This is a genomic window from Geodermatophilus sp. SMS 5-13 (assembly GCF_059428245.1).
Genome location: NZ_CP165729.1, coordinates 5,556,875 through 5,582,686, shown reverse-complemented (window position 1 = coordinate 5,582,686; position 25,812 = coordinate 5,556,875). Strand labels below are relative to the sequence as shown.

Sequence of the window (25,812 nt, the reverse complement as noted above, 5' to 3'; positions counted from 1 at the left end):
GTGGGCCTCCATGGCGACCACCACCGGCGTCGTCCCGGAGACCCCGGGGGGCGCGCGGGAGGACGACGTCCCCCCGGCCGACGAGCCGGCGGCTCCGACCGAGCTCGCCGCCCTCGAGGCCGAGCGGGACGAGAAGCGACGGCTGCTCGACCGCGCCGCCGAGACCGCGGTCGAGGGCGGGACACCGCCTCCCCTGCCGGCCGGCTGCGCCCCCTCTGACGTCCCCGCGCTGCTGCAGCGCTACTACTGGAGCGAGCCGGCCGCCGAGGTCCTCGGCCACGACCCGGCCGACCTCGCCGCCCTGGCGCTCGGTCACCTGAGGCTGGCCGAGGTCCGCCCGCAGGGTGCGGCGACCGTCGACGTGCAGCGGCTCGCGGACGGGCGGGCGATCGTCCGCATCGTCACCGACGACATGCCCTACCTGGTCGACTCGGTCACCGCCGAGGTGGTGCGGCAGGGCGTCGGCCTGCAGCACGTCGTCCACCCGGTGGTCGTCGTCCGCCGGGACGTCACCGGCCGGATCCGGGCCTTCTGCGACAGCTCCTCCCCCGAGGCCTGCGGCGCCGACGCGCTGCCCGAGTCGTGGATGGCCGTCGTCCTCGACGGGCCGGTGGACGACGAGGCGGCGGGCGACCTGGTCGTCGGCCTGCGCACGGTGCTCGCGGACGTGCGCGCGGTCGACGAGGACGCCGACCGGATGCACGCGCGGGCGCTGCAACTGGCCGACCGCCTCGAGCAGCTCGCGGCGAACGGCACCGGCGGCGACGCCTCCGACGACCCGGCCGAGGCCGCCGCGCTGCTGCGCTGGCTCGCCGACGGCAACTTCGTCTTCCTCGGCGCCCGCGACGTCGAGCCGGCGCCGTCGCGGGGCAAGAGCGCCGTGCGCGCCGTCCCCGGCACCGGGCTCGGGGTGCTGCGCAGCGACACGGACATGAGCGCCGCCGTCCTCACCGCGCCGGAGGCCCGGCGCTCCACCGGCACGCGCCTCGTGACGGTGACCAAGGCCGACGCCCGTTCGCCGGTGCACCGGCGGGCGTGGATGGACCTGGTCGTCGTCACCCTCCCCGACCGGGACGGCAACCCGCGCCAGCACCGGCTGGCCGGCCTGTTCCCCACCGCCGCCTACACGACCAGCGTGCTCGACGTGCCGCTCGTGCGCCGCCGGGTGGCCGAGGTGATCGCCCGCTCCGGGGTGCCGGCCGACAGCCACACCGGCAAGGCGCTGCTCGACGTCCTCGAGACCTATCCGCGCGACGAGCTCATGCAGGTCGGCACCGACGAGCTGCTGCCCGTCGCGATGGCGGTGCTGTACCTGCAGGAGCGCCGGCAGCTGCGGCTGTTCCTCCGCCTCGACCCCGCCCGCCGGTTCTGGTCGGCGCTGGTCTACCTGCCGCGGGACCGCTACACGACCGAGGTCCGCACCCGCATGCAGCAGCTGCTGCTCGAGCGGCTGGGCGGCACGGCGATCGAGTACACGGCCTGGTCGACGGAGTCGGTGCTCACCCGGCTGCACTTCGTCGTCCGGGTGCCGCAGGGCCGCCGGGGCGCGCCGCGGCCGCCGGACGTCGACGTCGAGGCGCTGCAGGCCGAGCTCGCCGCCGTTGCCCGCAGCTGGACCGACGAGCTGGCCGAGGCGCTGCACGCCCGCCACCCCGCCGCCGAGGCCGAGCGGATCCTGGCCCGCGTCGCCGACGCCTTCCCCGCCGCCTACCAGGAGGACTTCCCGGCCGCGCGCGCCGTCGCCGACCTCGAGCAGCTGGAGGGGCTGGACGCCGGCGGGCTGGCGCTGCGGCTGTGGACGCCGCCGGACGCCGCCGCGTCCGAGCGCCGGCTGACCATCTACCGGGTCGGCCAGCGGCTGCTGCTCTCCGACGTCCTGCCGGTGCTGCAGCACATGGGCGTCGACGTCGTCGACGAGCGCCCGTACGAGATCGACCGGATCGGCGCGCCGCTGGCCTGGATCTACGACTTCGGGCTGACCACCTCGGTCGAGGACCTCCCCCTGCTGCGCTCGCTGCCGGAACGGTTCACCGAGGCGGTCAGCGCGGTCTGGCGCGGGGACGCCGAGGACGACGGCCTCGGCGCGCTGGTGCTGCTGGCCGGGCTGAACTGGCGCCAGGTGACGGTGGTGCGCGCCTACGTGCAGTGGCTGCGCCAGACCGGGCTGCCGTTCGGGCAGGACTACGTCGAGGCGACGCTGGCCGCCCACCCGCAGATCGTCGGGCGGCTGGTCGCGCTGTTCGAGACCCGCTTCTCCCCCGGCCGGGACGCCGGCCGCGCCGCGCGCCAGCAGGAACTGGTCGAGTCGCTGCGCAGGGCGATCGGCGAGGTCGCGTCGCTGGACGCCGACCGCGTCCTCACCGCGCTGCTCGCGGCGGTCACGGCCACCCAGCGGACGACGTACTACGCCGGCGGGCCGCTGGCGCTCAAGCTGCACCCGGCCGACGTCCCCGACCTGCCCGAGCCCCGGCCGCAGCGGGAGGTCTGGGTCAGCTCACCGCGGGTGTCGGGCATCCACCTGCGGTTCGGCGCCGTGGCCCGCGGCGGGCTGCGCTGGTCGGACCGGCCGGAGGACCTGCGCACCGAGGTGCTCGGCCTGGTCAAGGCGCAGATGGTGAAGAACACCGTGATCGTGCCGACCGGCGCCAAGGGCGGCTTCGTGGTCAAGCGGCCGCCCGCTCCGACCGACCCCGCCCACCCAGCCTCGCGGGACGCCGTCCTCGCCGAGGGGCAGGCCTGCTACCGGCTGTTCATCGGCGCGCTGCTGACGCTGACCGACAACCTGGTCGACGGCCGCGTCGTCCCCCCGGAGCGCGTCGTCCGGCACGACGGCGACGACTCCTATCTCGTCGTGGCCGCCGACAAGGGCACCGCCACCTTCTCCGACCTGGCCAACGAGGTCGCGCTCGAGCGCGGGTTCTGGCTCGGCGACGCCTTCGCCTCCGGCGGGTCGGTCGGCTACGACCACAAGGCGATGGGCATCACCGCCCGCGGCGCGTGGGAGTCGGTGACCCGGCACTTCCGCGAGCTCGGCGTCGACGTGCAGCAGGAGGACTTCACCGTCGTCGGCGTCGGCGACATGTCCGGCGACGTGTTCGGCAACGGGATGCTGCTGTCGGAGCACATCCGGCTGCTCGGCGCGTTCGACCACCGGCACGTCTTCGTCGATCCCACCCCCGACGCGGCGACGTCCGTCGCCGAGCGCCGGCGGCTGTTCGCCCTCCCCCGCTCCTCGTGGGCCGACTACGACGCGGCGCTGATCAGCCCGGGCGGTGGCGTCTGGCCACGGACGGCGAAGGCGGTGCCGGTGTCGCCGCAGATGCGGGTCGCCCTCGGGCTGGCGGACGACGTCGAGTCGCTCTCCCCCGTCGAGCTGATCCGCGCGATCCTGCTCGCGCCGGCCGACCTGCTGTTCAACGGCGGCATCGGCACCTACGTCAAGGCCCGCGAGGAGAGCGACCTCGACGTCGGCGACAAGGCCAACGACGCCGTCCGGGTGGACGGCGAGCAACTGCGGGTCCGGGTGGTCGGCGAGGGCGGCAACCTCGGGCTCACCCAGCGCGGCCGGGTCGAGTACGCGCTGGCCGGCGGCAAGGTCAACACCGACGCGATCGACAACTCCGCCGGCGTGGACACCTCCGACCACGAGGTCAACATCAAGATCGCGCTCAACGCGGCGCACGGCCTCTCCCCCGACGGTCGCGCGGCGCTGCTCGGCGAGATGACCGACGAGGTCGCCGTCGCCGTCCTCACCGACAACCACGCGCAGAACGCGACGCTGGCCACGGAGGTGAGCTCGGCCCGGTCGCTGCTCGACGCGCACGAGCGGTTCATCCGCTCGCTGGAGCGCTCGGGCCGGCTGGTGCGCAGCGTCGAGGCGCTGCCCGACGAGCGCGGCCTGTCCGAGCGGCGGCGCGACGGGCAGGCGCTGACCAGCCCGGAGCTGTCGGTGCTGCTGGCCTACGCCAAGCTCGAGACGGGCGACGCGGTCCTGGCCTCGGCGCTGCCGGACGACGCGGCGCTGGAGGACCTGCTCGTCGGCTACTTCCCCACCGCGCTACGGGAGCGCTTCCCGGCCGCGATCACCGGCCACGCCCTGCGGCGGGAGATCATCGCGACCGCGCTGACCAACCGGGCGGTCAACATCGCCGGGGTCACCGGGCTGTTCCGGTTGCGCGAGGAGACCGGGGTGCCGCTGGCCGCGGTCGTCCGGGCGCACACCGTCGCGCTGGACGTCTTCGACGTCGAGCGGCTCTGGACCGCGGTCCGGCCGCTGGACAACCAGGTGCCGGCCGCCGTGCAGGTCGAGCTGCGCACCGAGGCGACCCGGCTGGCCGAGCGCGCCGCCCGGTGGCTGCTGCGGCTGCCGGAGGTGACCGGCGAGTCCCCGGCGCCGCTGGCGGACGTGGTCGGGCGGTTCACCGCGCCCGTGGCCGAGGTGCGGTCCGGGATGCCCCACTGGGTGCTGGGCGCGGAAGCCCGGGCGTACGCCGAGCGGGCGGCGCGGCTGCAGGAGGTCGGCGTCCCCCCGGAGCTGGCCGCCGAGGTCGCCGCGGCCCATCTGCTGCCCGCCGCGCTCGACCTCGCCGTCGTGGCCGAGGAGACCGGCGCGCCGATCGCGCTGGCCGCGCAGGTCCAGCAGCGGCTGGCCGAGCGGCTGGCCGTGGTGCCCCTGCGCGAGCGGATCATCGCGCTGCCCCGGGACCGCCGGTGGAACGCCATGGCCCGGGCCTCCCTGCGCGACGACCTGACCGCGGAGCAGGCCGCGCTCACCGCCGAGGTCCTGCGGCTGCGCTCCTCGGACACCGACCCGGCCGACCGGCTCGTGGAGGCCTGGGCCGCCTCCTGGGACGCCGTCCAGCGCCGCGCGGCCGGGCAGCTGACCGACATCGCGGCCGGGGACCGCCAGGAGCTGGCCGAGCTGCTGGTCGCCGTCCGGACCCTTCGCGGCCTCCGCCACCGGTGAGGGGCCGGCCGGGATCAGCTGGGCTGATCGTGGCGTCTCCTGGCTCACGGTGGGACGTGAGCCAGGACGCGCTGCGGTGAGCCAGGACGCGCCGCCGCGCCGGGTTGTGAGCGCTCCGTGGGGCTAGCCGCGTCTCGGGCTCTCTAGCCGAGCCGCTAGAGAGCCGTAGACCACGACAGAGGCCCGGCGAGCGAGGAGGGCGCCGTCTAGCGCCACCGCTAGAGAGCGGTAGAACGGCTCAGAGAGGCGGACGGCGGTCGCCGAAGCGGGTCGCCTGCTCGAAGGCGTGCCCCACCTCGAGCACCCGCCGGTCGGCGCGCGGCGCCGTGACGATCTGCAGGCCCACGGGCAGCCCGTCGGGGGTGAACCCGCCGGGGACCGACAGCGCCGGGCAGCCCGTGGGGGAGAGGATCGTGCAGGAGCGCATCCACTCCAGGTAGTTCTCCTGCGGCACCCCGCCGATCTCGGTCGGGTACTCCAGCTCCACCGGGAACGGCAGCACCTGCGTCGTCGGCGCCAGCAGCACGTCGTAGCGCTCGAAGAACGCCACCACGCGCTCGTACAACTGCGTGTGCGCCACCTCGGCCCGGGCGATGTCTGCGCCGGTGAGCTTGGCGCCCATCTCGGCGTTCCACCGGATGCTCTCCTTGACCAGCTCCGGCGTCCGCCGCGACTTCTCCAGGTGCGCCTGCTCGAACAGCCAGGCTCGCAGCGTGGAGAAGACCTCGTCGGCGCCGGAGAGGTCGGGGCAGTCCTCCTCGACGGTCGCGCCGAGGTCGGTGAACACGCCCACGGACGACGACAGCACGGAGGTGATCGCCGGATCGACGGTCACCCGGCCGCCGAGGTCCGGCGTCCACGCGACCCGGAGCCCGGCGAGCGAGGCGTCCAGCGGCCCGGCGAAGGCCGACCCCGGCGACTCCAGCGAGATCGGCACCCGCGGGTCCGGGCCGGCGATCGCGGAGAGCTGCAGCGCGACGTCGGCGACGGTTCGGCCCATCGGCCCCTGCACCGACAGCGTCGACCAGCCGAGCGGCGACGGCCACATCGGCACCCGCCCGGGCGTCGGCCGCAGCCCGACGACGTTGCAGAACCCCGCCGGGTTGCGCAGCGAGCCGCCCATGTCCGACCCCTCGGCCACCGGCACCAGCCCGGCCGCCAGCGCCGCCGCCGCTCCCCCGCTGGACCCGCCGGCCGACAGGCCGTGCCGGTACGGGTTGTGGGTGGCGCCGAAGACGGTGTTGAAGGTGTGCGACCCGGCGGCGAACTCGGGCACGTTCGTCTTGCCCACGCGCACCGCCCCGGCGGCACGCAGGCGGGCGACGATCAGCTCGTCGCGCGCGGGCACGGTGCTGGAGAACAGCGGCGAGCCCCACGTCGTCCGCATGCCGCCGGTGGCGTGGGTGTCCTTGTGCGCGACGGGCAGCCCGTGCAGCGGGCCGACGTCCTCCCCCGCCGCCAGCGCCGCGTCGGCGGCGTCGGCCGCCGCCCGCGCGCCCTCGGCGTCGAGGGTGACGATCGCGTTCACCCGGGGGTTCACCCGTTCGATGCGCTCGAGGTGGGCGTCGAGCAGCTCGCGCGCCGAGATCTCGCGCGTGCGGACCAGCGCGGCCAGCTCCGTCGCCGGCCGGAAGCAGAGGTCGTCGGTCACCCGGCGAGGTTCCCACGCTGAGCGCGGGTTGTGACCACCTGGTCGGCCGGGACGACGAGGGTCAGCGCCGAACCGCCGTCGTGCTCGACGGCCCAGCCGTTGCGCCGCAGCAGCGCCCGCAGCCGGCCGACGTCGGTGGGCTCCGCCGTCGTCGTCGCCAGGAACCGCGCCAGCCGGCCCTTGTGTGCCTTGTTGAAGTGGCTGACCACGGCCCGCGCGCCGTCCGGCCGCTCGCTGAGCACGGTCACGGACACCGCGCCCGGCACCGGCGCGAGTGCCGCGTACGAGCCGCTGCGCAGGTCGACCACCAGCTCGTCGACGCCGGCCAGGACCGGGCCCAGCGCCGGCTTCCACAGCGCCCGCAGCGTCGGCAGGCCCGGCAGCTGCGAGCCGGCGGAGAGCCGGTAGGCCGGGATGCGGTCGCCGTCCCGGACCAGCCCGAACAGCGCCGAGCCGACCGCCAGCCGCGTCGCGGCCCGGGCGCGCTGGGCCTTCGTCATCGACCGGATGCCGAGCGCGTCGTACAGGACGCCGGTGTAGCGCTCCAGCGCCGCTGCGGTCGGCGCGGACCGCAGCGCCGCGTTGCGGGCGATCTCGCCGTCCTGCTGCGCCGAGAGGCCGAGCGCCGCCCGGGCGGCGGGGACGTCGCCGGCGAGCGCGACCAGCGCCTCGACCAGCCGCGCGCGCACCGGCGTCAGCGCGGGGGAGGAGAGGGACTCCAGGTCGAGCGGGGCGCCGGACCCGCCGGGGGACTTGGTCTCGGACGGGGGGAGCAGGACGAGCACGAGGGGCCAGGTTACGTGCGGCTACGGACGGCGGGCCGGAAGCCGGCGGGCGGGTCGGCCGCGGAGGCGCTGGGAACTTCCTGGCAGGGCGGCGGAGAGCCTGGCGAAGCGCGGCCGGACGGCGCAGCATCGTGGGTGGCACGAGCCGCGCAGCCCTCCGAAGGGAGAGGACGCCATGACCACTCCACGCCCCGGGACCTCACCGGAGCGGCCCGGCAATGCCCGGCCGGCCGAGATGTCGCTGGAGGAGAAGCTCGCGTGCGAGCGCGAGGCCCGCCACGACGTCGCGGCCCGCGGACGCATCGCCGACATCGCACCGGTGCAGCACTACCTCGAGCACTCCCGGTGCGAGGACCACCGTCATCCCTCGGCCGGTGGCGAGCACCGCGCGCCCCACCGTCACGAACGTCCCGCCCCGACGGCGCTGTCGGGCTGGCTGCGCTGGGGCGAGGACGGCACGGGGAGCGACCACGCGGTCGTCCCGCCCGTCTGACCCGGTCGGTTCCCGACCTCGGTCCGCCGCCCGGACGGCGACGGGCGCGAGGTCGCTCACTCCTTCGCTCTCTCGGTAGTCGATGAGGGCTGCGTCCACCTGCGCGGCGAACGCTGGGACGACGAAGATCCGCATGCGCCCGAGCGCTCGGTCCCGACGACTCGGCCGCCCGGCGTCGCTTCATTGCGACACGCCCGAAATGCGCATAGCCCCTGCGGTCCCCATATAGCGGGGGCCTCCAATCCGACACGCCCGAGAACTGAGCGACCGGACACCATATCGGTGCAATTGCGGGGCAACGCGCCCGAGATGCGCAAAAGCGCCCGGCCGTCATGTGGCAGTGGCTGCAATACGACACGCCCGAAACGCACTCCATGCAGTTTCCAATATTGCGGTCCAGGCGGATCGTTCGCCGACACGCCCGAGAAGCAACGAATTTCGCCGTTCAGCATGGCGGGTCGAGCGGTAAAAGCCCAGGTCCACGTGTTGGTGCATCGCCGAACTGCGTCACGGAATCTTCTTCCGGCGCGATTCTGGGAATGGCGACAGGTGGGGTGGGGAACCCGGGCTTCTGCCCAACCACTCGACCGAGGAGAAGTCGGTGCGTATTCGAAGCCTTACCGCAGCCAGCATTCTTGCCGCAGGGGCGACCGTCGGCCTGGCAGCCCCGGCCGCTGCGGCGCCGCCGAATCAGCAGGGCCTGGTCAACGTCAACATCTCCGACCTGAACGTCCAGATCCCGATCGGGGTGGCCGCCAACATCTGCGACGTCAACGTCGCCGTGCTGGTCCAGGACCTCGTCGACAACGCGGCAACGTGCAACGCGGCCGCCAATCCCACTGCGACCGACATCACGACCGGCGGCGGAGGTGCGCCCGGCACCCAGAACGGTCTGGTGAACGTCAACGTCTCCGACATCAACGTGCAGGCCCCCATCGGCGTGGTGGCCAACGTGTGCGACGTGAACGTGGCAGTCCTCGCGAACCTCGTGGGCGACGCTGCGGCCCCGTGCGTGGGCAGCGCCGACCCGACGTCGACGATCACCCTCGCCTGACGCGACACCCAGCGCCTCGCCCCCGTGGTCCTCGATCGCGGGGGCGAGGCATCGGGTCTCCGGTCAATGGTCAGTCCGTCAGCCGGACGGCGACCGGCGCGTGGTCGCTCGCTCCCTTGCCCTTGCGCTCCTCGCGGTCGATGAGGGCGGCGTCCACCCGCGCGGCGAACGCGGGGGAGCCGAGGACGAAGTCGATCCGCATGCCCTCCCGGCGGGGGAAGCGCAGCTGCGTGTAGTCCCAGTACGTGTAGACCCCCGGCCCGGGCGCGTACGGCCGGACGACGTCGGCGTACCCGGCGTCCACGATCGCCCGGAACGCCGCCCGCTCCGGCGGTGACACGTGGGTGGCGTGCGCGAACACGGCCATGTCCCACACGTCGTCGTTCTCCGGCGCGATGTTCCAGTCCCCGACCAGCGCGAGCGGCGCGTCCGGGTCCTTCTCCAGCCATCCCGCGGCGGTCTCCCGCAGCGCGGCCAGCCACTCGAGCTTGTAGCGGTAGTGCGGGTCGGAGAGCGTCCGCCCGTTGGGCACGTACAGGCTCCACACCCGCACGCCGCCGCAGGTGGCGCCGAGCGCGCGGGCCTCGGTGTCGGGGTCCTCGCCCCAGCACGGCTGGCCCGGGAAGCCGATCTCGACGTCCTTCAGCCCGACCCGGGACAGGATCGCGACCCCGTTCCACTGCGAGAACCCCACGTGCGCGACCTGGTAGCCGAGCTCGGTGAAGCGTTCCTCGGGGAACTGGTCGTCGCGGCACTTGGTCTCCTGCAGCGCCAGGACGTCGACGTCCCGGCGCTGCAACCAGGCGGCCACCCGGTCGACCCTGCTGCGGATGGAGTTCACGTTCCAGGTGGCCAGTCGCACGGGACCAACCTAGGCACTTCCGCCGACAGTCCTGAGGCGGCCAGGGTGACCCCCATGGACGTCGACGCACGACTGCGCGAACTCGGCATCGAGCTCCCCACGCCCCGCCCCCCGGGCGGCAACTACGCCCCGGCCGTGACGGCCGGCAACCTCGTGTACCTCTCCGGCGCCGGGCCCGCGCGTCCCGACGGCAGCATGGTCACCGGCAAGGTGGGGGACGGCGGGCTGAGCGTCGACGAGGCGCGCGAGGCGGCCCGGCTCACCGGGCTGCAGCTGCTCGCGGTGCTCAGGGAGGAGATCGGCGACCTCGGCCGCGTGCGTCAGGTCGTCAAGCTGCTCGGCATGGTCAACTGCCGGCCCGGGTTCAACCAGACGCCGGCGGTCATCAACGGGTGCTCCGACCTGCTCGTCGACGTCCTCGGGGACGCCGGCCGCGGCGCCCGATCGGCGGTGGGCATGGCCGAGCTGCCCTTCGACATCAGCGTCGAGGTCGAGGCGATCGTGTTGATCGGGTGATGCCGTTCATTCCTTCGCGGCGGCGCGGGCGCGGGCCCGCTCGCGGCTCTCGACGAAGCGGGTGGCCTGCGCGTCCAAGCCCTCGAGGAAGGTGGCCAGCTCCTCGCGGGCCTTCTCGCCGGCGGGGCCGAAGTCGTCGCGCTCGAAGACCCTCCACGCCCGCAGCACCGGGCTGACCACCTCGTCGTGGTGCAGCCGCAGGTCGTAGATGCCGGCCTTGGCGATCAGCATCGAGTTGCGGCGGAAGCCGGCCATGGTGGCCCCCGGCATCTCGAAGCCGGTGACCTCCTTCGTCACCGCCTGCATGGCGAGGTCGGGGTCGACGTCGAAGGCCGCGGCCACGAGGTTGCGGTAGAAGACCATGTGCAGGTTCTCGTCTGTCGCGATGCGGGCGAGCAGCTTGTCGGCGATCGGGTCGCCGGTGGCACGGCCGGTGTTGCGGTGCGAGACGCGGGTGGCCAGCTCCTGGAACGAGACGTAGGCGATCGCCTCGAGCGGGGTCTTGTCGCCGGAGTCGTAGCCGGTGCTCATGTAGTCCATCCGGGCCCGCTCCAGCTCCACCGGGTCGACGCCGCGGGTGACCACGAGGTAGTCGCGCAGCGCGATCCCGTGCCGGTTCTCCTCCGCCGTCCACCGGCCCACCCACTGGCCCCACGCGCCCTCCATGCCGAAGCGGGTGGCGATCTCGCGGTGGTAGCTCGGCAGGTTGTCCTCCGTCAGGAGGTTCGTGATCATCGCCGCCTTGGCGGTCTCGTCCAGCCGGGACTGCTCCGGTGACCAGTCGTCCCCGCCGAGGAAGGCGAAGTTCCGCCCCTCCGACCACGGGATGTAATCGTGCGGGTGCCACTCCTTGGCCAGGGAGAGGTGTCGGTCGAGGTTCTGCGCGACCACCTGCTCCAGCTCGATGAGGACGGCGCTCTGCGGGGACGTGCTCGTCATGGGACCCTCCGGCTCGCCTACGACTCCGTAACCTACGCTTCCGTAACCAACGGGCGTTATCAACGGGTAGTGCCCGGATGCGACCCAGCTCACCCCCGAGCGGGTGCTCTGTCCAGGCCCAAGGTCCGTGGCAAGGCTCCTGACAGCTTTCGGTGGGAGCATGGCCGGATGACCTGGGGTTCCTGCGAGGCAGACGCGTGACGGCGAACGTCGACGCACCCCCGTCCGCGGGCGCCGGGGACCACGGGCGCCGCCCCCCGCACCGCCGCCGGACCGCCCGCAGCTTTCCCGCTGCGCTCGGCCTCACGGTCGTCGGCGCGATCGTCCCCGGGACGGCGTTCCTCGCCGCCGGGCGCCGCAAGCTCGGCGCGCTGACCCTGCTGCTGTTCCTCGCGCTGGTCGGTGGCGGGATCTACCTGGCCACCGCCGGGCGGCGGATCGCCGTGCAGCTCGCCGTGGACGCGAGCTCGTTGCTCTGGGTGATCGGCGGGATGGCCCTCGTCGGGCTGCTGTGGATCGCCGTGATCGCCGCCGGCTACCGGATGCTGACGCCGGCCGGCACCCGCCCGGCCAAGCACGTGCTCGGCGTCCTGCTCGTCCTGCTGCTCGCCGCCGGCGTCGCGCTGCCCGCGTACTACGGGGCGCGGCTGGCCGGCGCCCAGCGCGGCCTGCTCGAGGGCCTGTTCGCCGACGACCGCGAGTCGGCCACCGTCGTCGACACCCCGAACCCCTTCGGCGACAAGAAGCGGGTCAACGTGCTGCTCCTGGGCGGCGACTCCGGGCCGGGCCGCGAGGGACTGCGCACCGACACCGTGATCGTGGCCAGCATCGACACCCACACCGGCGACACGATCCTGTTCAGCCTGCCCCGCAACCTCGAGAACCTGCCGTTCCCCGAGGACAGCCCGCTGGCCGAGGTCTACCCGAGCGGCTTCGACGCCGGCAGCGAGAGCGAGAGCCTGCTCAACGCCGTCTACGGCAACGGGCCGCGGGACCACCCGGACATCCTCGGCCCGACCGACGACCCGGGCGCCGACTTCCTCAAGCTCGGCGTCGGCGAGGCCCTGGGCCTGCACATCGACTACTTCGTGCTGGTCAACCTCGAGGGGTTCAGCCGGCTGGTCGACGCGCTGGGCGGCATCACCGTCAACATCAACTACTGGGTGCCCATCAACGGCGACCCCGGCACCGGGGAGCTGCCCGACGACTACTTCGCCCCGGGTCCGAACCAGCACCTCGACGGCAACGACGCGCTGCAGTTCGCCCGCGGCCGCTACGGCCTCACCGACTACGACCGGATGGCCCGCCAGCGCTGCACCATCGACGCGATCATCGAGGCCGCCGACCCGGTCACCCTGCTGCGCCAGTATCAGGAGATCGCCGACACCACCCAGGACATCGTCAGCACCGACATCCCGCGGTCGGCCCTCGACGACTTCGTCGACCTCGGCTTCCTGGTCAAGGACGCCGAGGTGAGCAGCGTCGTCTTCGACACCAACCTGATCAACCCGGCCTACCCGGACTACGACGAGATGCGGCAGATCGTGCAGGACGCGATCGACCCGCCGGCGAGGACGACCCCGCCGACCACCAGCGCCCCGGCCGACGGGACGACGTCGGCGGCGCCGTCCGCGGGGGAGACGCCTCCCGCGGCGGACTCCCCGGTCGCCGAGGTCGGCGACGCCTGCGCCTACGACCCCGCGCAGGCCGCGGAGGCCCGTGCGGCGGGCAAGCCGCCGTCCAAGGCCGACTGACTCGAAGAGCCCTCGAGGCCCGGGGCACCCTTCGGAGACGACGCCGATTCTCTCCTGGGGGTCGTCATCGCGCGTCGATGACGACCCCCAGGCGAATCTCGACGCAGGCCGTCCGGCCCGCCGGGCGCCGGCAGTGCCCGAGCGGCTAGGCGGCCAGAACGACGACCAGGGTCCGGGGGCCGTGCACGCCCTCGACCCGCGAGAGCTCGATGTCGCTGGTCGCCGAGGGGCCGCTGATCATCGTCAGCGGCGCGACCGGGTCCAGCCGGGCCAGGCCCTCCGGGACGCCGCCCACGACCTGGTCGGCGGTGACGACGCAGACCAGGCAGTCGGGCAGCAGGGAGACCGCCCGCCGCCCGGTGGCCGGCGTCCCGTCGAGGACCAGCGTGCCGGTCTCGGCGATCGCGACCGCGACGCCGGTGACCACCGCGGCGAACCCGGCCAGCTCCACCGCCGGCCGCCCGTCGTCCTCGGACACCCCGTCCGGCCGCCAGTCGGCGGGCAGACCCGGCGCGACGACGACGTCCGCCGGTCGCCAGCCGGCGCCCAGCCCGGCGTCCAGGGCGGCGGCGACCGTCGCCGCGATGGCGTCCGGCGCGCAGCGGAGGACCTGGGCCTTGTAGTCCTCGAGCCGGTCGACCAGGACGTCGCGCAGCACCTCGGGGGAGCGGTCGTCGGCGGTCCGGTAGCCGCGGGCGATCTCCGGCAGGGGCGCGCGGTCGGCACCCAGCGCCGTCCGGATCCGGCCGAGCACCTCCTCGCGCGCGCTCATCGGCCGTGCTCCTCGGCCCACTGCTGCGTGAACGTCTTCGCCGGCGGAGCCGGCAGGTCGCGGCTGCGGGTCCACTTGGACACCGGTGGCGGCAGCGCCGCGGGCAGCACCGGCTTCCCGCGGGCGAGGAACCGGCCCAGCCCGGCGGCCTTCTGCGCCGCGTGCCACAGCCGCGGGTTGCTCATCGCCTTCGCCAGCCAGCGGAAGCCGAGCGCCTCGACCGTCGTCCGCTCCTGGGCCTCGACGTGCTCGGCGCGCAGGTGCACGAGGATCGACGGGATGTCGATCGCCACGGGGCAGACGTCGTAGCAGGCGCCGCAGAGCGAGGACGCGTAGGGGAGCGAGGCGTTGTCCTCCACGCCGGTGAGCTGGGGGGAGAGGACGGCGCCGATCGGGCCCGGGTAGACCGAGCCGTAGGCGTGCCCGCCGGTGCGCTCGTAGACCGGGCAGACGTTCAGGCAGGCCGAGCAGCGGATGCAGTGCAGCGCCGCGCGGCCGACCTCGTCGGCGAGGGTCGCCGTCCGGCCGTTGTCCAGCAGCACGAGGTGGAACTCCTGCGGCCCGTCGCCGGGGGTGACCCCGGCCCACAGCGAGGTGTAGGGGTTCATCCGCTCGCCCGTGGAGGAGCGGGGGAGCAGCTGCAGGAACACCTCGAGATCGCGCCAGGTCGGCACCAGCTTCTCGATGCCCATGACGGTGATCAGCGTCTGCGGGAGGGTCAGGCACATCCGGCCGTTGCCCTCGCTCTCGACGACGGCGAGCGTGCCGGTCTCGGCGACGGCGAAGTTGGCCCCGCTGATCGCGACCCGGGCGCGCAGGAACCGCTCGCGCAGGTGCGCGCGGGCGGCCATCGCCAGCCGGCGCGGCTCGTCGGTGAGCGACGGGTCGACGCCGGGCATCGTGCGCAGGAAGATCTCGCGGATCTCGGCCCGGTTCTTGTGGATCGCCGGCACCAGGATGTGCGAGGGCTTGTCCTCGCCGAGCTGCACGATCAGCTCGGCCAGGTCGGTCTCGTGGGCGGCGATGCCCGCGGCCTCCAGGGCCTCGTTGAAGCCGATCTCCTGGGTGGCCATCGACTTGACCTTGACCACCTCGTCGGCGCCCGTGGCGCGCACCAGGTCGAGGACGATCGCGTTGGCCTCGTTCGCGTCGCGGGCCCAGTGCACGGTGCCGCCGCGGGCGGTCACCTGCTTCTCCAGCTCCAGCAGGTGCTCGTCGAGCCGGGCCATGGTCGCGGCCTTGATCGCGCGGCCGGCCTCACGGAGCTGCGCCCAGTCCGGCACCTCGCCCACCACCGCGGCGCGCTTGCGGCGGATCGTCGACGTCGCGTGCCCGAGGTTGGCGCGCAGCTGCCCGTCGCGCAGCTTCTCGCGGGCGGCGTCGGGGAAGGGCTGGTCGCCGCGCAGGTGGCCGACGCCGCGGGGGGCGGTGGGGAGGCCGAGGAACGTGGTGGTCACGCGTTCACCGCCGGTCGGGTGGACTGCTGGGGGCTGACTTGGTCCTCGGTGGAGGCGAGGATCTCGGCCAGGTGCACCGTGCGGGTGCCCGAGCGCAGCCGGGAGAGCCCGCCGCCGATGTGCATCAGGCAGCTCGCGTCGCCGGCGGTGCAGACCTCGGCGTGGGTCGCGAGCACGTTGGCCATCTTGTCGGTGAGCATCGCCGTCGAGGTGTCGGCGTTCTTGACAGCGAACGTGCCGCCGAAGCCGCAGCACTGCTCGGCGCCGGGCAGCTCGACCAGCTCCAGCCCGCGCACGGCGCGCAGCAGCTGCAGCGGCCGGTCGCCGACCCGCAGCATGCGCAGCGAGTGGCAGGTCGGGTGGTAGGTCACCCGGTGCGGGTAGTACGCGCCGACGTCGGTGACGCCGAGGACGTCGACCAGGAACTGCGAGAGCTCGTACGTCCGTTCCGCCAGCGCGGCGGCGTCGTCGGCCAGCGCCGTCTCCCCGGCCCGCCGCAGGACCATCGCCTGCTGGTGGTGGATCGACGCCACGCAGGACCCGGACGGCGCCACCACCGCCTCCGCCCCGCGAAAGGCGCGCACGTGGTTGGCGACGATCGGCACCGCCTCGCGCCGGTAACCGGTGTTGACGTGCATCTGCCCGCAGCAGGCCTGCCCCGGCGGGACGACGACCTCGTGGCCCAGCCGCTCCAGCAGCACCGCCGTGGCGCGGGCGACCTGCGGCGCGACGGTGTCCACCAGGCAGGTGGCGAACAGCGCGACCCTCATGCGGTTCCTCTCCGGGCGGCCGCGCGGGGGCGGCGCACCATGCTCGACTCGCGGACGACCAGCGTCGGCTCGAATACCAGCTGCTGGTGCAGGTGGGTCTCTCGCTCGTTGGCCTCCTCGATCAGCAGCTCCGCGGCCCGGCGGCCGAGCTCCTGACGCGGCTTGCGGACCGAGGTCAGCGGCACCGCCGCGGCCCCGGCGAAGTCGATGTCGTCGTAGCCCACGATGGCGAAGTCGTCGGGGACGCGCACCCCGTGCCGCACCATCTCCTGCAGCAGGCCCAGCGCGATCAGGTCGTTCGCGCAGACGGCCGCGGTCGGCCGCCGCGCCTCGGGCATCCCGACGATCTGCGCTCCGGCCTCCCGGCCGCCGGCGACGGTCAGGGTCTCGGGGGAGAAGACGGTCAGCGCGTCGTCCGCGCCGAGGCGCTCCACGACCGCGCGGGTCACGCCGGCGTGCCGCTCCTGCACCTGGGGCAGGCCGGAGGACCCGCCGATGAAGGCGATCCGCTCGTGCCCCCGCTCCAGCAGGTGCTCGGCGGCCAGCTGGCCACCGACGGCGTCGTCCACGGCGACCGAGCACTGGTCCGGGCCGGTCGCCCGCCGGTCGACCAGCACGACCGGGACGCCGCGCGCCCGCAGCGCCTCCAGCTCGGGGGAGAGCGTCGCGGTCGGCGTGATCAGCACCCCCTGCACCCGCTGCTCGGCGAGGACGGCGAGGTAGGCCGCCTCCTTCTCGGGGCGGTCGTCGGAGTTGCAGAGGATCAGCGCCAGCCCCTGGGCGGTGACGACGTCCTCGACCCCGCGGGCGACATCGGTGAAGAACGGGTTGGCGATGTCGAGCACCACCAGGCCGACCGTGCGGCTCGAGCCGGCGCGCAGGTGGCGGGCCGACTCGTTGCGGACGAACCCGAGCTCGGCGATCGCGGCCAGGACCCGCTCGCGGGTGGGCGGGCTGACCACCTCGGGCCGGTTCAGGACGTTGCTGACCGTGCCGACCGAGACACCGGCCCTCGTCGCCACGTCCCGGATGCTCGCGGTCAGGTGTCCTCCTCGTCGGTCGTGAGCGCCGAATCCTTCGCCACGTTCTGAACCGTGTCAATCACGCTGGGTCGAGCCCCGACGCTCGCTGGGCATATCGCGAGGCAGCGGTTGACACGTGTCTAGCAGGCCTTCTATGGTCTGCGCCACAGACGTTCCTGAAACGTTTCATGCGGAGGTGGCCGTGGCGCACGACGACGTGTCAGCGACGCCCGGACCGGTCGTCCTCGCCCTCGAGGAGGTCAGCAAGTCCTTCGGCGCGGTGGCCGCGCTGCGCGGCGCCCGGCTGGAGCTGCGGGCGGGCGAGGCGCACGCGCTGGTCGGGGAGAACGGCGCGGGCAAGTCGACGCTGGTCAAGATCCTCGCCGGCGTGCACGCTCCCGACTCCGGCCGCGTGCTCCTCGACGGCGAGCCGGCCCACCTCGACAGCCCCGCGGCCGCGCGGACGGCGGGCATCGCCGTCATCTACCAGGAGCCGACGCTGTTCCCGGACCTCTCGGTCGCGGAGAACATCTTCATGGGCCGCCAGCCGCTCGGCAGCGGCCGGCGGATCGACCGCAAGGAGCTCACCGCCCGCTGCCGGGCGCTGTTCGAGCGGCTGGGCGTCCACCTCGACCCCGACCGGCCCGCCCGCGGCCTGTCCATCGCCGACCAGCAGATGGTCGAGATCGCCAAGGCGCTGTCCTTCGACGCCCGCGTGCTGGTCATGGACGAGCCGACCGCGGCGCTGTCCGGTGTCGAGGTCGAGCGGCTGTTCACCGTCGCCCGCGCCCTGCGCGACAAGGGGGCGGCGGTGCTGTTCATCTCCCACCGCTTCGACGAGGTCTTCGACCTCTGCGACCGGATCACCGTCATGCGCGACGGGCAGTGGGTCTCCACCGATCCCACCGCGGAGCTCACCGTCGACCAGGTGGTGCGCCGGATGGTCGGCCGGGAGGTCTCCTCGCTATACCCGAAGCAGGACGTCGAGCCCGGCGACGTGATCCTCGAGGTCCGCGGCCTGACCCGGCACGGCGTCTTCAGCGACGTGTCCTTCGACGTCCGCGCGGGGGAGATCGTCGCCCTCTCCGGCCTGGTCGGGGCCGGTCGCAGCGAGGTCGTGCGCGCGGTCTTCGGCGTCGACGGCTACGACGCGGGCTCGGTCCGGGTCGACGGCACGCCGCTGCGCAAGGGCAGCCCCTCCGCGGCCATGGCGGCGGGCATCGCGCTCGTGCCGGAGGACCGCCGGCAGCAGGGGCTGGTCATGGAGCTCTCCGTGGAGCGCAACGCCACCCTCACCCGGCGGTGGAACCTGGCCCGGCTCGGCTGGCTGTCCCGCCGCCGCGAGCGCGCCACCGCGGCCGAGTGGTCGCGGCGCCTGCAGGTGAAGGCGGGGCGCCTGTCCGACCCCGTCTCGACGCTGTCCGGCGGCAACCAGCAGAAGGTCGTCCTCGCCAAGTGGCTGTCCACCGAGCCGCGGGTGCTGATCGTCGACGAGCCGACCCGCGGCATCGACGTCGGCACCAAGGCCGAGGTGCACCGGCTGCTCTCCCAGCTGGCCGCCGAGGGGCTGGCGGTGGTCATGGTCTCCAGCGAGCTCCCGGAGGTTCTCGGCATGGCCGATCGCGTGCTGGTGATGCACGAGGGCCGCCTGGCCGACGACATCCCGCGCGCCCGCGCGGACGAGGGCACGGTCATGCTGGCCGCGACCGGCCAGGGCGCGACGGCGGTGGCCTCGTGAGCGCCGCCCCCACCCGCCAGTCCGAGGCGGTCGACCCCGAGCTCGCGCCGCCGGAGCGGACCGGCCGGCGCGGCGCGGCCCTCGTCCAGCGCCTGGTCGTCGTCCGGGAGCTGGGCATCGTCGCGGCGCTGCTGCTGCTGATCCTCATCACCGTCATCGCCAACCCCCGCTTCCTGTCCGCCCAGAACATCCGCGACCTGCTGCTCTCCGCCTCGATCCTGACGGTGCTGGCCGCCGGCCAGACGATCGTGATCATCACGCGGAACGTGGACCTGTCGGTCGGCTCGGTGCTCGGCCTGTCGGCCTACGCCTCGGGGACGCTGCTGGTCGAGTTCCCCGGCGTCCCCGTCGTCCTGGTGGTGCTGGCCGGCATGGCGGTCGGCGCGGTCTGCGGGCTGGTCAACGGGGCGATCGTCGCCGTCGCCAAGGTGCCCTCGCTGGTCGTCACCCTCGGCACCCTGTACGCCTACCGCGGCCTGGTCTCGCTGTGGGCCAGCAGCAGCGACCGGCTGCAGATCAACGCCGCCGACATGCCCGCCGGGTTCAAGTCGCTGGGCACGGCCCGGCTGCTCGGCATCCCGGTGCTGGCGCTCATCGCGCTGGTCGTCGTCCTGGTAATGGGCTTCTACCTCCGCTCCTACCGCAGCGGCCGCGAGCTCTACGGCATCGGCTCGGACCCCGTGGCGGCGCGGCTGTCCGGGATCCCGGTGGGGCGCCGCGTGCTCACCGCGTTCGTCGTGAACGGGGCGCTGGCCGGCCTGGCCGGCGTCCTCTACGCCGCCCGCTTCCAGACGCTGGACGCGACCGCCGGCACCGGCCAGGAGCTGTTCGTCGTCGCGGCCGCCGTCGTCGGCGGGGTGGCGATCTTCGGGGGCAGCGGCTCGGTCTACGGCGCGGCGCTGGGCGCGCTGCTGCTCACCACGATCGGGACGGCGCTGCCCCAGCTGGGGATCAACCCGTTCTGGCGGGACGCCGCCGTGGGCGCGCTGATCCTCGCCGCGATCATCCTGGACCGGACGCTCTCCCTGCGCCTGGCCCGCCGCCTGCGAGGGAGGAACGTCCGTGGCAGTTGACACCGCCCCGGCCGCCGGCGGCGCGGCCGCCCGGCCCGCCGCACCGGTCTCCCGCCTGCGGGTGCTCGGCAGCGGGGACGCCGTCATCACGTTCGTCCTCATCGCGTTCCTGCTGGTCGCCTCGCTCACCGTCGACGGCTTCGCGTCGGCGCGCAACACCGGCTTCCTGCTGCTGGACGTCGTCGTCATCGTGCTGATCGCGCTGCCGCTGACGCTCGTGATCATCACCGGGGAGATCGACCTGTCGGTGGCCAGCGTCGTGGGGCTGTCCAGCGCGGTGATGGGCAAGCTGTGGTTCGCCGGCCTGCCGCTGGAGCTGATCCTCCCGCTGTGCCTCGTGCTCGGGGCCGTGCTCGGCGCGGTCAACGGCTTCCTGGTCACCCGGCTCGGGCTGCCGTCCCTCGCCGTCACCATCGGCACGCTGGCGCTGTACCGGGGGCTCGCGTTCGTCGTCCTGGGTGACCAGGCCATCGCCGACTTCCCGCGGTCGTGGACGACGTGGGCGATCAGCTCCATCGGCGAGACCGGGATCCCGGTCGTCGTCGTCCCGCTGCTGGTCCTCGTGGTGATCACCGGGTTCGTCCTGCACGCCACCCCGATCGGCCGCTCGCTCTACGCGATGGGCAACAGCGAGGACGCCGCCCGCTTCAGCGGCATCGGCGTCGCGCGGACCAAGTTCTGGCTGTTCGTCGTGACCGGCGCGGTGGCCGCGCTCGGCGGCATCTACTGGACGCTGCGCTTCGGCAGCGCCCGCGCCGACAACGCCCAGGGCCTCGAGCTGCAGGTCATCGCGGCCATCCTGCTCGGCGGCGTGTCCATCTTCGGCGGCCGCGGCGGGCTGCTCGGCGTCCTCGCCGGGGCGCTGCTGCTCGCCTCGGTGCGCAACGCGCTGCAGCTGGCCAACGTGCCGGCCGACGTCCTCAACATCGTGACCGGCGGGCTGCTGATCGTCGCCGTCGTCGCACCCCAGGTGACCGCCTGGGTCCGGGCGAAGGCCCGGCCCCGGGGCCCGGGCACCCCGTGAGCGCACCACCCCCGCGTCCAGGGACGGACGCGGACCCGTTTCCCTACCCCGGCCCGCCGCGGCGCCGGCGCACAGAGAGAGGAACCCGATGACGAGCTTCCTGACCCGCCGGCGCCTGCGCGGCGGCCTGACCGGGATCGCGGTCGCGGCCCTGGTCCTGACGACGGCCGCGTGCGGCGGCACCACCCGCGGCGAGGACGACGGCGGCGGCTCCGGCGGCCAGGCCAGCGCCAGCGCCAACCCCGAGGCCGAGATCCCCTCCGGCCTGAAGGTCACGTTCCTGCCGAAGCAGGTGAACAACCCCTACTTCGACGTCGCCGCCAAGGGCGGGGAGACCGCGGTGGGGCAGTTCGACGGCGAGTTCGCCCAGACCGGGCCGTCGGAGGCCAGCGCCTCCTCGCAGGTCAGCTACATCAACACGCTGACCCAGCAGGGGGTCGACGCGATCGTCGTGTCGGCCAACGACCCGAACGCGATCTGCAGCGCGCTGGACCAGGCCCGCTCGGCCGGCGCCAAGGTCGTGACCTTCGACTCCGACACCAGCCCCGACTGCCGCGACGTGTTCGTCAACCAGGCGACCGCCGACGGCATCGCCCAGACCCAGGTCGACCTGATCGCCGACCAGATCGGCGGCTCCGGTCAGGTGGCGATCCTCTCGGCGACGGCGAACGCCACGAACCAGAACGCCTGGATCGAGGTCATGAAGAGCTACGCCGCCCAGAAGTACCCGGACCTCGACATCGTCACGACCGTCTACGGCGACGACGAGGACGAGAAGTCCTTCCAGGAGACTCAGGGTCTGCTGCAGACCTACCCGGACCTGAAGGGCATCATCTCGCCGACCACGGTCGGCATCGCCGCCGCGGCCCGCTACCTGTCCGGCTCGGAGTTCAAGGGCAAGGTCGCGCTGACCGGCCTGGGCACCCCGAACCAGATGCGCGAGTTCGTCAAGGACGGGACCGTCACGGCCTTCGCGCTGTGGAACCCGGAGGATCTGGGGTACCTGGCCGCGTATGCGGGCGCCGCCCTGGCCGCCGGCCAGATCACGGGTGCGGAGGGCGAGAAGTTCACCGCCGGTGACCTGGGCGAGTACACGATCGGCGCGGACGGCGTCATCGTGCTCGGCGACCCGACCGTGTTCAACGCCGACAACATCGACGACTTCGACTTCTGACGTCGTCCCCCTGCCGCCGCCGGCCCGCCCGGCCGGCGGCGGCAGGTCCCCTTCGGAAAGGAACTCCACCGTGCCCCGCGTCTGCTTCACCCTCCAGGTCCGGCCGGACCGGCTGGAGGAGTACCGCGCCCGGCACGCCGCCGTCTGGCCGGAGATGCTGCGCGCGCTCCGCGACGCCGGATGGCGCGACTACCAGCTGTTCCTGCGCGAGGACGGCCTGCTCGTCGGCACCGTGGTGACCGACGACCTCGCCGCCGCGCAGGCCGCGATGGACGCCACCGAGGTGAGCGCCCGCTGGGAGGCCGAGATGGCCCCCTTCTTCGACCTGCCCGCCGGCCAGGACGGCCGCGGGAAGTCCCAGCTCGACCTGGTCTTCGACCTCGACGCCCAGCTCCGGGCGGTCGGGGAGAGCCCCACCGCACCGATCGGAGAGACCCTGTGACCGACATCCGCGCCCGCGCGCTCGACGCGCTCGCGGCCCAGACCATCGAGCTGCCGTCGTGGGCGTTCGGCAACTCCGGCACCCGCTTCAAGGTGTTCGGGCAGCCCGGCGTCGCCCGCGACCCGTACGAGAAGCTCGAGGACGCCGCCCAGGTGCACAGGTACACCGGCGTGGCGCCGCGGGTGTCGCTGCACATCCCGTGGGACCTCGTCGACGACTACGGCAAGCTCGCCGCGCACGCCGCCGACCTCGGCGTGCAGATCGGCGCGATCAACTCCAACCTCTTCCAGGACGACGACTACCGGCTGGGCTCGCTGACCCACGCGGACAAGCGCGTGCGGGACAAGGCGATCGCGCACCACGCCCAGTGCGTCGACGTCATGCGGCAGACCGGCTCGACGGACCTCAAGCTCTGGCTGCCCGACGGCACCAACTACGCCGGGCAGGACGACCTGCGCGCCCGGCAGGACCGGCTCGCCGACTCGCTGCAGCAGATCTACGCGCTGCTCGACCCGGGGCACCGGCTGCTGCTCGAGTACAAGTTCTACGAGCCGTACTTCTACGCGATGGACATCCCGGACTGGGGCACCTCGCTGCTGCACTGCATGGCGCTGGGCGACCAGGCGACCGTCGTCCTCGACACCGGGCACCACGCGCCGGGCACCAACATCGAGTTCATCGTCATGCAGCTGCTGCGCGTGGGCCGGCTCGGCGCGTTCGACTTCAACTCCCGCTACTACGGCGACGACGACCTGATCGTGGGCTCGGCCGACCCGTTCCAGCTGTTCCGGATCATGAACGAGATCGTCGAGGCCGACGCGCTGCGTCCGGAATCGAAGGTCAACTTCATGCTCGACCAGTGCCACAACATCGAGCCGAAGATCCCCGGCCAGATCCGCTCGGTGACGAACGTGCAGGAGGCCACGGCCAAGGCGCTGCTGGTGGACCGCGAGGCGCTGCGGGAGGCACAGCTCTCCGGTGACGTGCTGGCCGCCCACGGCGCGCTGACCGACGCGTACAGCACCGACGTCCGTCCCCTGCTGGCCGAGCTGCGCGAGTCGAAGGGCCTCGACCCCGACCCGTACGCGGCCTACGCCCGCTCCGGCTACCAGGAGCGCATCGCCCGCGAGCGCGTCGGCGGCCAGCAGGCCAGCTGGGGCGCCTGAACCCCCTCACTCCGCGCTTTATCGCGACGAAGCACGCGTACTTGATCGCGATAAAGCACCCTGTCGACGATCGAAGGAACTCCCTGCTGTGAGCAACCCCGTGGTCAGTGACCTCATCGCCCGGTCCAACCGGCTCGGCGCGGACCCGCGCAACACCAACTACGCCGGCGGCAACACCTCCGCCAAGGGCAGCGAGACCGACCCGGTCACCGGTCAGCCGGTCGACCTGGTCTGGGTCAAGGGCTCCGGCGGCGACCTGGGCACACTGCAGGAGAGCGGCCTCGCCGTCCTGCGGCTGGACCGGCTGCGCTCGCTGGTCGACGTCTACCCGGGCGTCGAGCGCGAGGACGAGATGGTCGCCGCGTTCGACTTCTGCCTGCACGGCCGCGGCGGCGCCGCGCCGTCCATCGACACCGCGATGCACGGCCTGGTGACGGCCCCGCACGTCGACCACCTGCACCCCGACTCCGGCATCGCCCTGGCGACGGCGAAGGACGGCGAGGCGCTCACCCGCGAGTGCTTCGGCGACCGCGTGGTCTGGGTGCCGTGGCGGCGGCCCGGCTTCCAGCTCGGCCTGGACATCGCCGCGATCGCCGAGAAGAACCCGCAGGCGATCGGCTGCATCCTCGGCGGCCACGGGATCACCGCGTGGGGCGAGACCAGCGAGCAGTGCGAGGCCAACAGCCTCGAGATCATCCGGACGGCGGAGCGGTTCCTCGCCGAGCGCGGCAAGCCCCAGCCGTTCGGGGAGGCCCTGCCCGGCTACGAGGCGCTGCCCGAGGCCGAGCGCCGGAACAAGGCGGCCGCGCTGGCGCCGGTGGTCCGCGGTCTCGCGTCGACCGACAAGCCGCAGGTCGGCCACTTCACCGACAGCGACGTCGTCCTCGACTTCCTGGCCGCCGCCGAGCACCCGCGGCTCGCGGCGCTGGGCACCTCCTGCCCCGACCACTTCCTGCGCACCAAGGTCCGCCCGCTGGTCGTCGACCTGCCGGCCACGGCCCCGGTCGAGGACGTCGTCGCGCGGCTGAAGGAGCTGCACGAGGAGTACCGCGCCGAGTACGCCGCGTACTACTCGCGCCACGCCGCGCCGGACTCGCCCGCCATGCGCGGCGCCGACCCGGCGATCGTGCTGGTCCCCGGCGTGGGCATGTTCAGCTTCGGGGCGAACAAGCAGACCGCGCGGGTGGCCGGAGAGTTCTACGTCAACGCGATCAACGTGATGCGCGGCGCCGAGGCGGTCTCCACCTACGCGCCGATCGACGAGAGCGAGAAGTTCCGCATCGAGTACTGGGCGCTGGAGGAGGCCAAGCTCCAGCGGATGCCGAAGCCCAAGCCGCTGGCCACCCGGGTCGCGCTGGTCACCGGCGCGGCGAGCGGCATCGGCAAGGCGATCGCGCTGCGGCTCGCGGCCGAGGGCGCCTGCGTCGTCGTCGCCGACCTGGACCTGGCCAAGGCGCAGGCGGCCGCGGAGGAGATCGGCAGCGCCGACGTCGCGGTGGGCGTGGCCGCGGACGTGTCGGACGCCGAGGCCGTGGCGGCGGCGTTCCGCGAGGCCGCGCTCGCCTTCGGCGGCGTCGACCTGGTGGTCAACAACGCCGGCCTGTCGATCTCCAAGCCGCTGCTGGAGACCAGCGAGAAGGACTGGGACCTGCAGCACGACGTCATGGCCAAGGGCAGCTTCCTCGTCTCCCGCGAGGCGGCCCGCGTCATGATCGAGCAGGGGCTCGGCGGCGACATCGTCTACATCTCCAGCAAGAACTCGGTCTTCGCCGGCCCGAGCAACATCGCCTACTCGTCGACCAAGGCCGACCAGGCGCACCAGGTCCGGCTGCTGGCCGCCGAGCTCGGCGAGCACCAGATCCGGGTCAACGGCATCAACCCGGACGGCGTCGTCCGCGGGTCGGGCATCTTCGCCGGCGGCTGGGGCGCGAAGCGGGCCGCGGTCTACGGCGTCCCCGAGGAGGAGCTCGGCCAGTACTACGCGCAGCGCACGCTGCTCAAGCGCGAGGTGCTGCCCGAGCACGTGGCCGACGCGGTCTTCGCCCTCACCGGCGGCGAGCTCACCCGGACGACGGGCCTGCACATCCCGGTCGACAGCGGCGTCGCGGCCGCCTTCCTCCGCTGATCGAGGGGCCAAAATGGCCATTTTGGCCC

20 protein-coding genes are annotated in these 25,812 nt (G+C 73.5%); 12 read left to right on the top strand and 8 right to left on the bottom strand.

Annotation, left to right across the window (positions count from 1 at the left end; all coding sequences use genetic code 11):
* The first annotated feature begins 10 nt into the window (after nucleotides 1-10).
* The gene (locus tag AB3388_RS27115; RefSeq protein ID WP_495408451.1) at nucleotides 11-4,966 is read left to right on the top strand and encodes an NAD-glutamate dehydrogenase; all 4,956 of its coding nucleotides are present in this window, start codon (nucleotides 11-13) and stop codon (nucleotides 4,964-4,966) included.
* A gap of 238 nt (nucleotides 4,967-5,204) precedes the next feature.
* Here the strand turns inward: AB3388_RS27115 and AB3388_RS27110 are convergent, their stop codons facing one another.
* Nucleotides 5,205-6,617: an amidase gene (locus tag AB3388_RS27110; RefSeq protein WP_495408450.1), complete on the bottom strand. Its 1,413-nt coding sequence runs from the start codon at nucleotides 6,615-6,617 to the stop codon at nucleotides 5,205-5,207.
* On the bottom strand, nucleotides 6,614-7,402 hold the full coding sequence (gene yaaA, locus AB3388_RS27105) for a peroxide stress protein YaaA (RefSeq protein ID WP_495408449.1): 789 nt from the start codon (nucleotides 7,400-7,402) through the stop codon (nucleotides 6,614-6,616). The genes AB3388_RS27110 and yaaA overlap by 4 nt, the downstream gene beginning before the upstream one ends.
* Nucleotides 7,403-7,577: 175 nt before the next feature.
* Here yaaA and AB3388_RS27100 point away from each other — a divergent pair, with 175 nt between their 5' ends.
* Both AB3388_RS27100 and AB3388_RS27095 read left to right on the top strand, forming a co-directional pair.
* Nucleotides 7,578-7,895: a hypothetical protein gene (locus tag AB3388_RS27100; RefSeq protein ID WP_495408448.1), complete on the top strand. Its 318-nt coding sequence runs from the start codon at nucleotides 7,578-7,580 to the stop codon at nucleotides 7,893-7,895.
* A gap of 601 nt (nucleotides 7,896-8,496) precedes the next feature.
* Nucleotides 8,497-8,949 carry a hypothetical protein gene (locus tag AB3388_RS27095; RefSeq protein ID WP_495408447.1) on the top strand — a complete coding sequence of 151 codons (453 nt, stop codon included), beginning with the start codon at nucleotides 8,497-8,499 and terminating at the stop codon, nucleotides 8,947-8,949.
* 70 nt (nucleotides 8,950-9,019) lie between these two features.
* Here AB3388_RS27095 and AB3388_RS27090 read toward each other — a convergent pair whose 3' ends face one another.
* The gene (locus tag AB3388_RS27090; RefSeq protein WP_495408446.1) at nucleotides 9,020-9,811 is read right to left on the bottom strand and encodes an exodeoxyribonuclease III; all 792 of its coding nucleotides are present in this window, start codon (nucleotides 9,809-9,811) and stop codon (nucleotides 9,020-9,022) included.
* A gap of 54 nt (nucleotides 9,812-9,865) precedes the next feature.
* On the opposite strand from AB3388_RS27090, the gene AB3388_RS27085 reads away from it, so the two are divergent.
* Nucleotides 9,866-10,327, top strand: coding sequence for a RidA family protein (locus AB3388_RS27085; protein ID WP_495408445.1), 462 nt, complete (start codon nucleotides 9,866-9,868; stop codon nucleotides 10,325-10,327).
* Nucleotides 10,328-10,333: 6 nt separating this feature from the next.
* On the opposite strand, the gene AB3388_RS27080 is transcribed toward AB3388_RS27085, so the two are convergent.
* Entirely contained in the window at nucleotides 10,334-11,266 is a 933-nt protein-coding gene (locus AB3388_RS27080; protein WP_495408444.1) for an acyl-ACP desaturase, read from the bottom strand.
* A gap of 197 nt (nucleotides 11,267-11,463) precedes the next feature.
* Here AB3388_RS27080 and AB3388_RS27075 point away from each other — a divergent pair, with 197 nt between their 5' ends.
* Entirely contained in the window at nucleotides 11,464-13,020 is a 1,557-nt protein-coding gene (locus AB3388_RS27075) for an LCP family protein (protein ID WP_495408443.1), read from the top strand.
* Between the two features lie 145 nt (nucleotides 13,021-13,165).
* Here the strand turns inward: AB3388_RS27075 and AB3388_RS27070 are convergent, their stop codons facing one another.
* Genes AB3388_RS27070 through AB3388_RS27055 form a run of 4 tightly spaced genes read right to left on the bottom strand, consistent with a single transcriptional unit; the run spans nucleotide 13,166 to nucleotide 17,041 of the window.
* A complete protein-coding gene (locus tag AB3388_RS27070) occupies nucleotides 13,166-13,792 on the bottom strand; it encodes a LutC/YkgG family protein (RefSeq protein WP_495408442.1) in 627 nt (208 codons plus the stop codon).
* On the bottom strand, nucleotides 13,789-15,249 hold the full coding sequence (locus AB3388_RS27065) for a LutB/LldF family L-lactate oxidation iron-sulfur protein (protein WP_495408441.1): 1,461 nt from the start codon (nucleotides 15,247-15,249) through the stop codon (nucleotides 13,789-13,791). The genes AB3388_RS27070 and AB3388_RS27065 overlap by 4 nt, the downstream gene beginning before the upstream one ends.
* On the bottom strand, nucleotides 15,246-16,019 hold the full coding sequence (locus AB3388_RS27060) for a (Fe-S)-binding protein (protein ID WP_495408440.1): 774 nt from the start codon (nucleotides 16,017-16,019) through the stop codon (nucleotides 15,246-15,248). Before AB3388_RS27060 ends, AB3388_RS27065 begins: the two co-directional genes overlap by 4 nt.
* On the bottom strand, nucleotides 16,016-17,041 hold the full coding sequence (locus tag AB3388_RS27055) for a LacI family DNA-binding transcriptional regulator (protein ID WP_495408439.1): 1,026 nt from the start codon (nucleotides 17,039-17,041) through the stop codon (nucleotides 16,016-16,018). The genes AB3388_RS27060 and AB3388_RS27055 overlap by 4 nt, the downstream gene beginning before the upstream one ends.
* Before the next feature lie 202 nt (nucleotides 17,042-17,243).
* Between AB3388_RS27055 and AB3388_RS27050 the strand changes: the two genes are divergently transcribed.
* The 7 genes from AB3388_RS27050 (at nucleotide 17,244) to AB3388_RS27020 (ending at nucleotide 25,783) form a co-directional block, all read left to right on the top strand.
* Nucleotides 17,244-18,779 (top strand): sugar ABC transporter ATP-binding protein, encoded by a 1,536-nt coding sequence (locus tag AB3388_RS27050; RefSeq protein WP_495408438.1) that lies wholly within the window; start codon nucleotides 17,244-17,246, stop codon nucleotides 18,777-18,779.
* Nucleotides 18,776-19,852, top strand: a complete 1,077-nt coding sequence (locus AB3388_RS27045) for an ABC transporter permease (protein WP_495408437.1) — start codon at nucleotides 18,776-18,778, stop codon at nucleotides 19,850-19,852. The genes AB3388_RS27050 and AB3388_RS27045 overlap by 4 nt, the downstream gene beginning before the upstream one ends.
* The gene (locus AB3388_RS27040) at nucleotides 19,842-20,876 is read left to right on the top strand and encodes an ABC transporter permease (RefSeq protein ID WP_495408436.1); all 1,035 of its coding nucleotides are present in this window, start codon (nucleotides 19,842-19,844) and stop codon (nucleotides 20,874-20,876) included. The genes AB3388_RS27045 and AB3388_RS27040 overlap by 11 nt, the downstream gene beginning before the upstream one ends.
* A gap of 88 nt (nucleotides 20,877-20,964) precedes the next feature.
* Nucleotides 20,965-22,050 (top strand): rhamnose ABC transporter substrate-binding protein, encoded by a 1,086-nt coding sequence (gene rhaS / locus AB3388_RS27035; RefSeq protein ID WP_495408435.1) that lies wholly within the window; start codon nucleotides 20,965-20,967, stop codon nucleotides 22,048-22,050.
* Between the two features lie 70 nt (nucleotides 22,051-22,120).
* On the top strand, nucleotides 22,121-22,492 hold the full coding sequence (locus AB3388_RS27030; protein ID WP_495408434.1) for an L-rhamnose mutarotase: 372 nt from the start codon (nucleotides 22,121-22,123) through the stop codon (nucleotides 22,490-22,492).
* Complete coding sequence (rhaI, locus tag AB3388_RS27025) at nucleotides 22,489-23,658, top strand: L-rhamnose isomerase (protein WP_495408433.1); 1,170 nt, start codon at nucleotides 22,489-22,491, stop codon at nucleotides 23,656-23,658. The genes AB3388_RS27030 and rhaI overlap by 4 nt, the downstream gene beginning before the upstream one ends.
* Before the next feature lie 88 nt (nucleotides 23,659-23,746).
* A complete protein-coding gene (locus AB3388_RS27020) occupies nucleotides 23,747-25,783 on the top strand; it encodes a bifunctional aldolase/short-chain dehydrogenase (protein WP_495408432.1) in 2,037 nt (678 codons plus the stop codon).
* Nucleotides 25,784-25,812: the final 29 nt, after the last annotated feature.

Excerpts from the sequence above, each read along its gene's own strand:
- AB3388_RS27085 (WP_495408445.1), top strand. The coding sequence starts at position 9,866 with ATGGACGTCGACGCACGACTGCGCGAACTCGGCATCGAGCTCCCCACG.
- rhaS (WP_495408435.1), top strand. The coding sequence starts at position 20,965 with ATGACGAGCTTCCTGACCCGCCGGCGCCTGCGCGGCGGCCTGACCGGG.
- AB3388_RS27070 (WP_495408442.1), bottom strand. The coding sequence starts at position 13,792 with ATGAGCGCGCGCGAGGAGGTGCTCGGCCGGATCCGGACGGCGCTGGGT.
- AB3388_RS27080 (WP_495408444.1), bottom strand. The coding sequence starts at position 11,266 with ATGACGAGCACGTCCCCGCAGAGCGCCGTCCTCATCGAGCTGGAGCAG.
- AB3388_RS27115 (WP_495408451.1), top strand. The coding sequence starts at position 11 with ATGGCGACCACCACCGGCGTCGTCCCGGAGACCCCGGGGGGCGCGCGG.
- AB3388_RS27060 (WP_495408440.1), bottom strand. The coding sequence starts at position 16,019 with ATGAGGGTCGCGCTGTTCGCCACCTGCCTGGTGGACACCGTCGCGCCG.
- AB3388_RS27100 (WP_495408448.1), top strand. The coding sequence starts at position 7,578 with ATGACCACTCCACGCCCCGGGACCTCACCGGAGCGGCCCGGCAATGCC.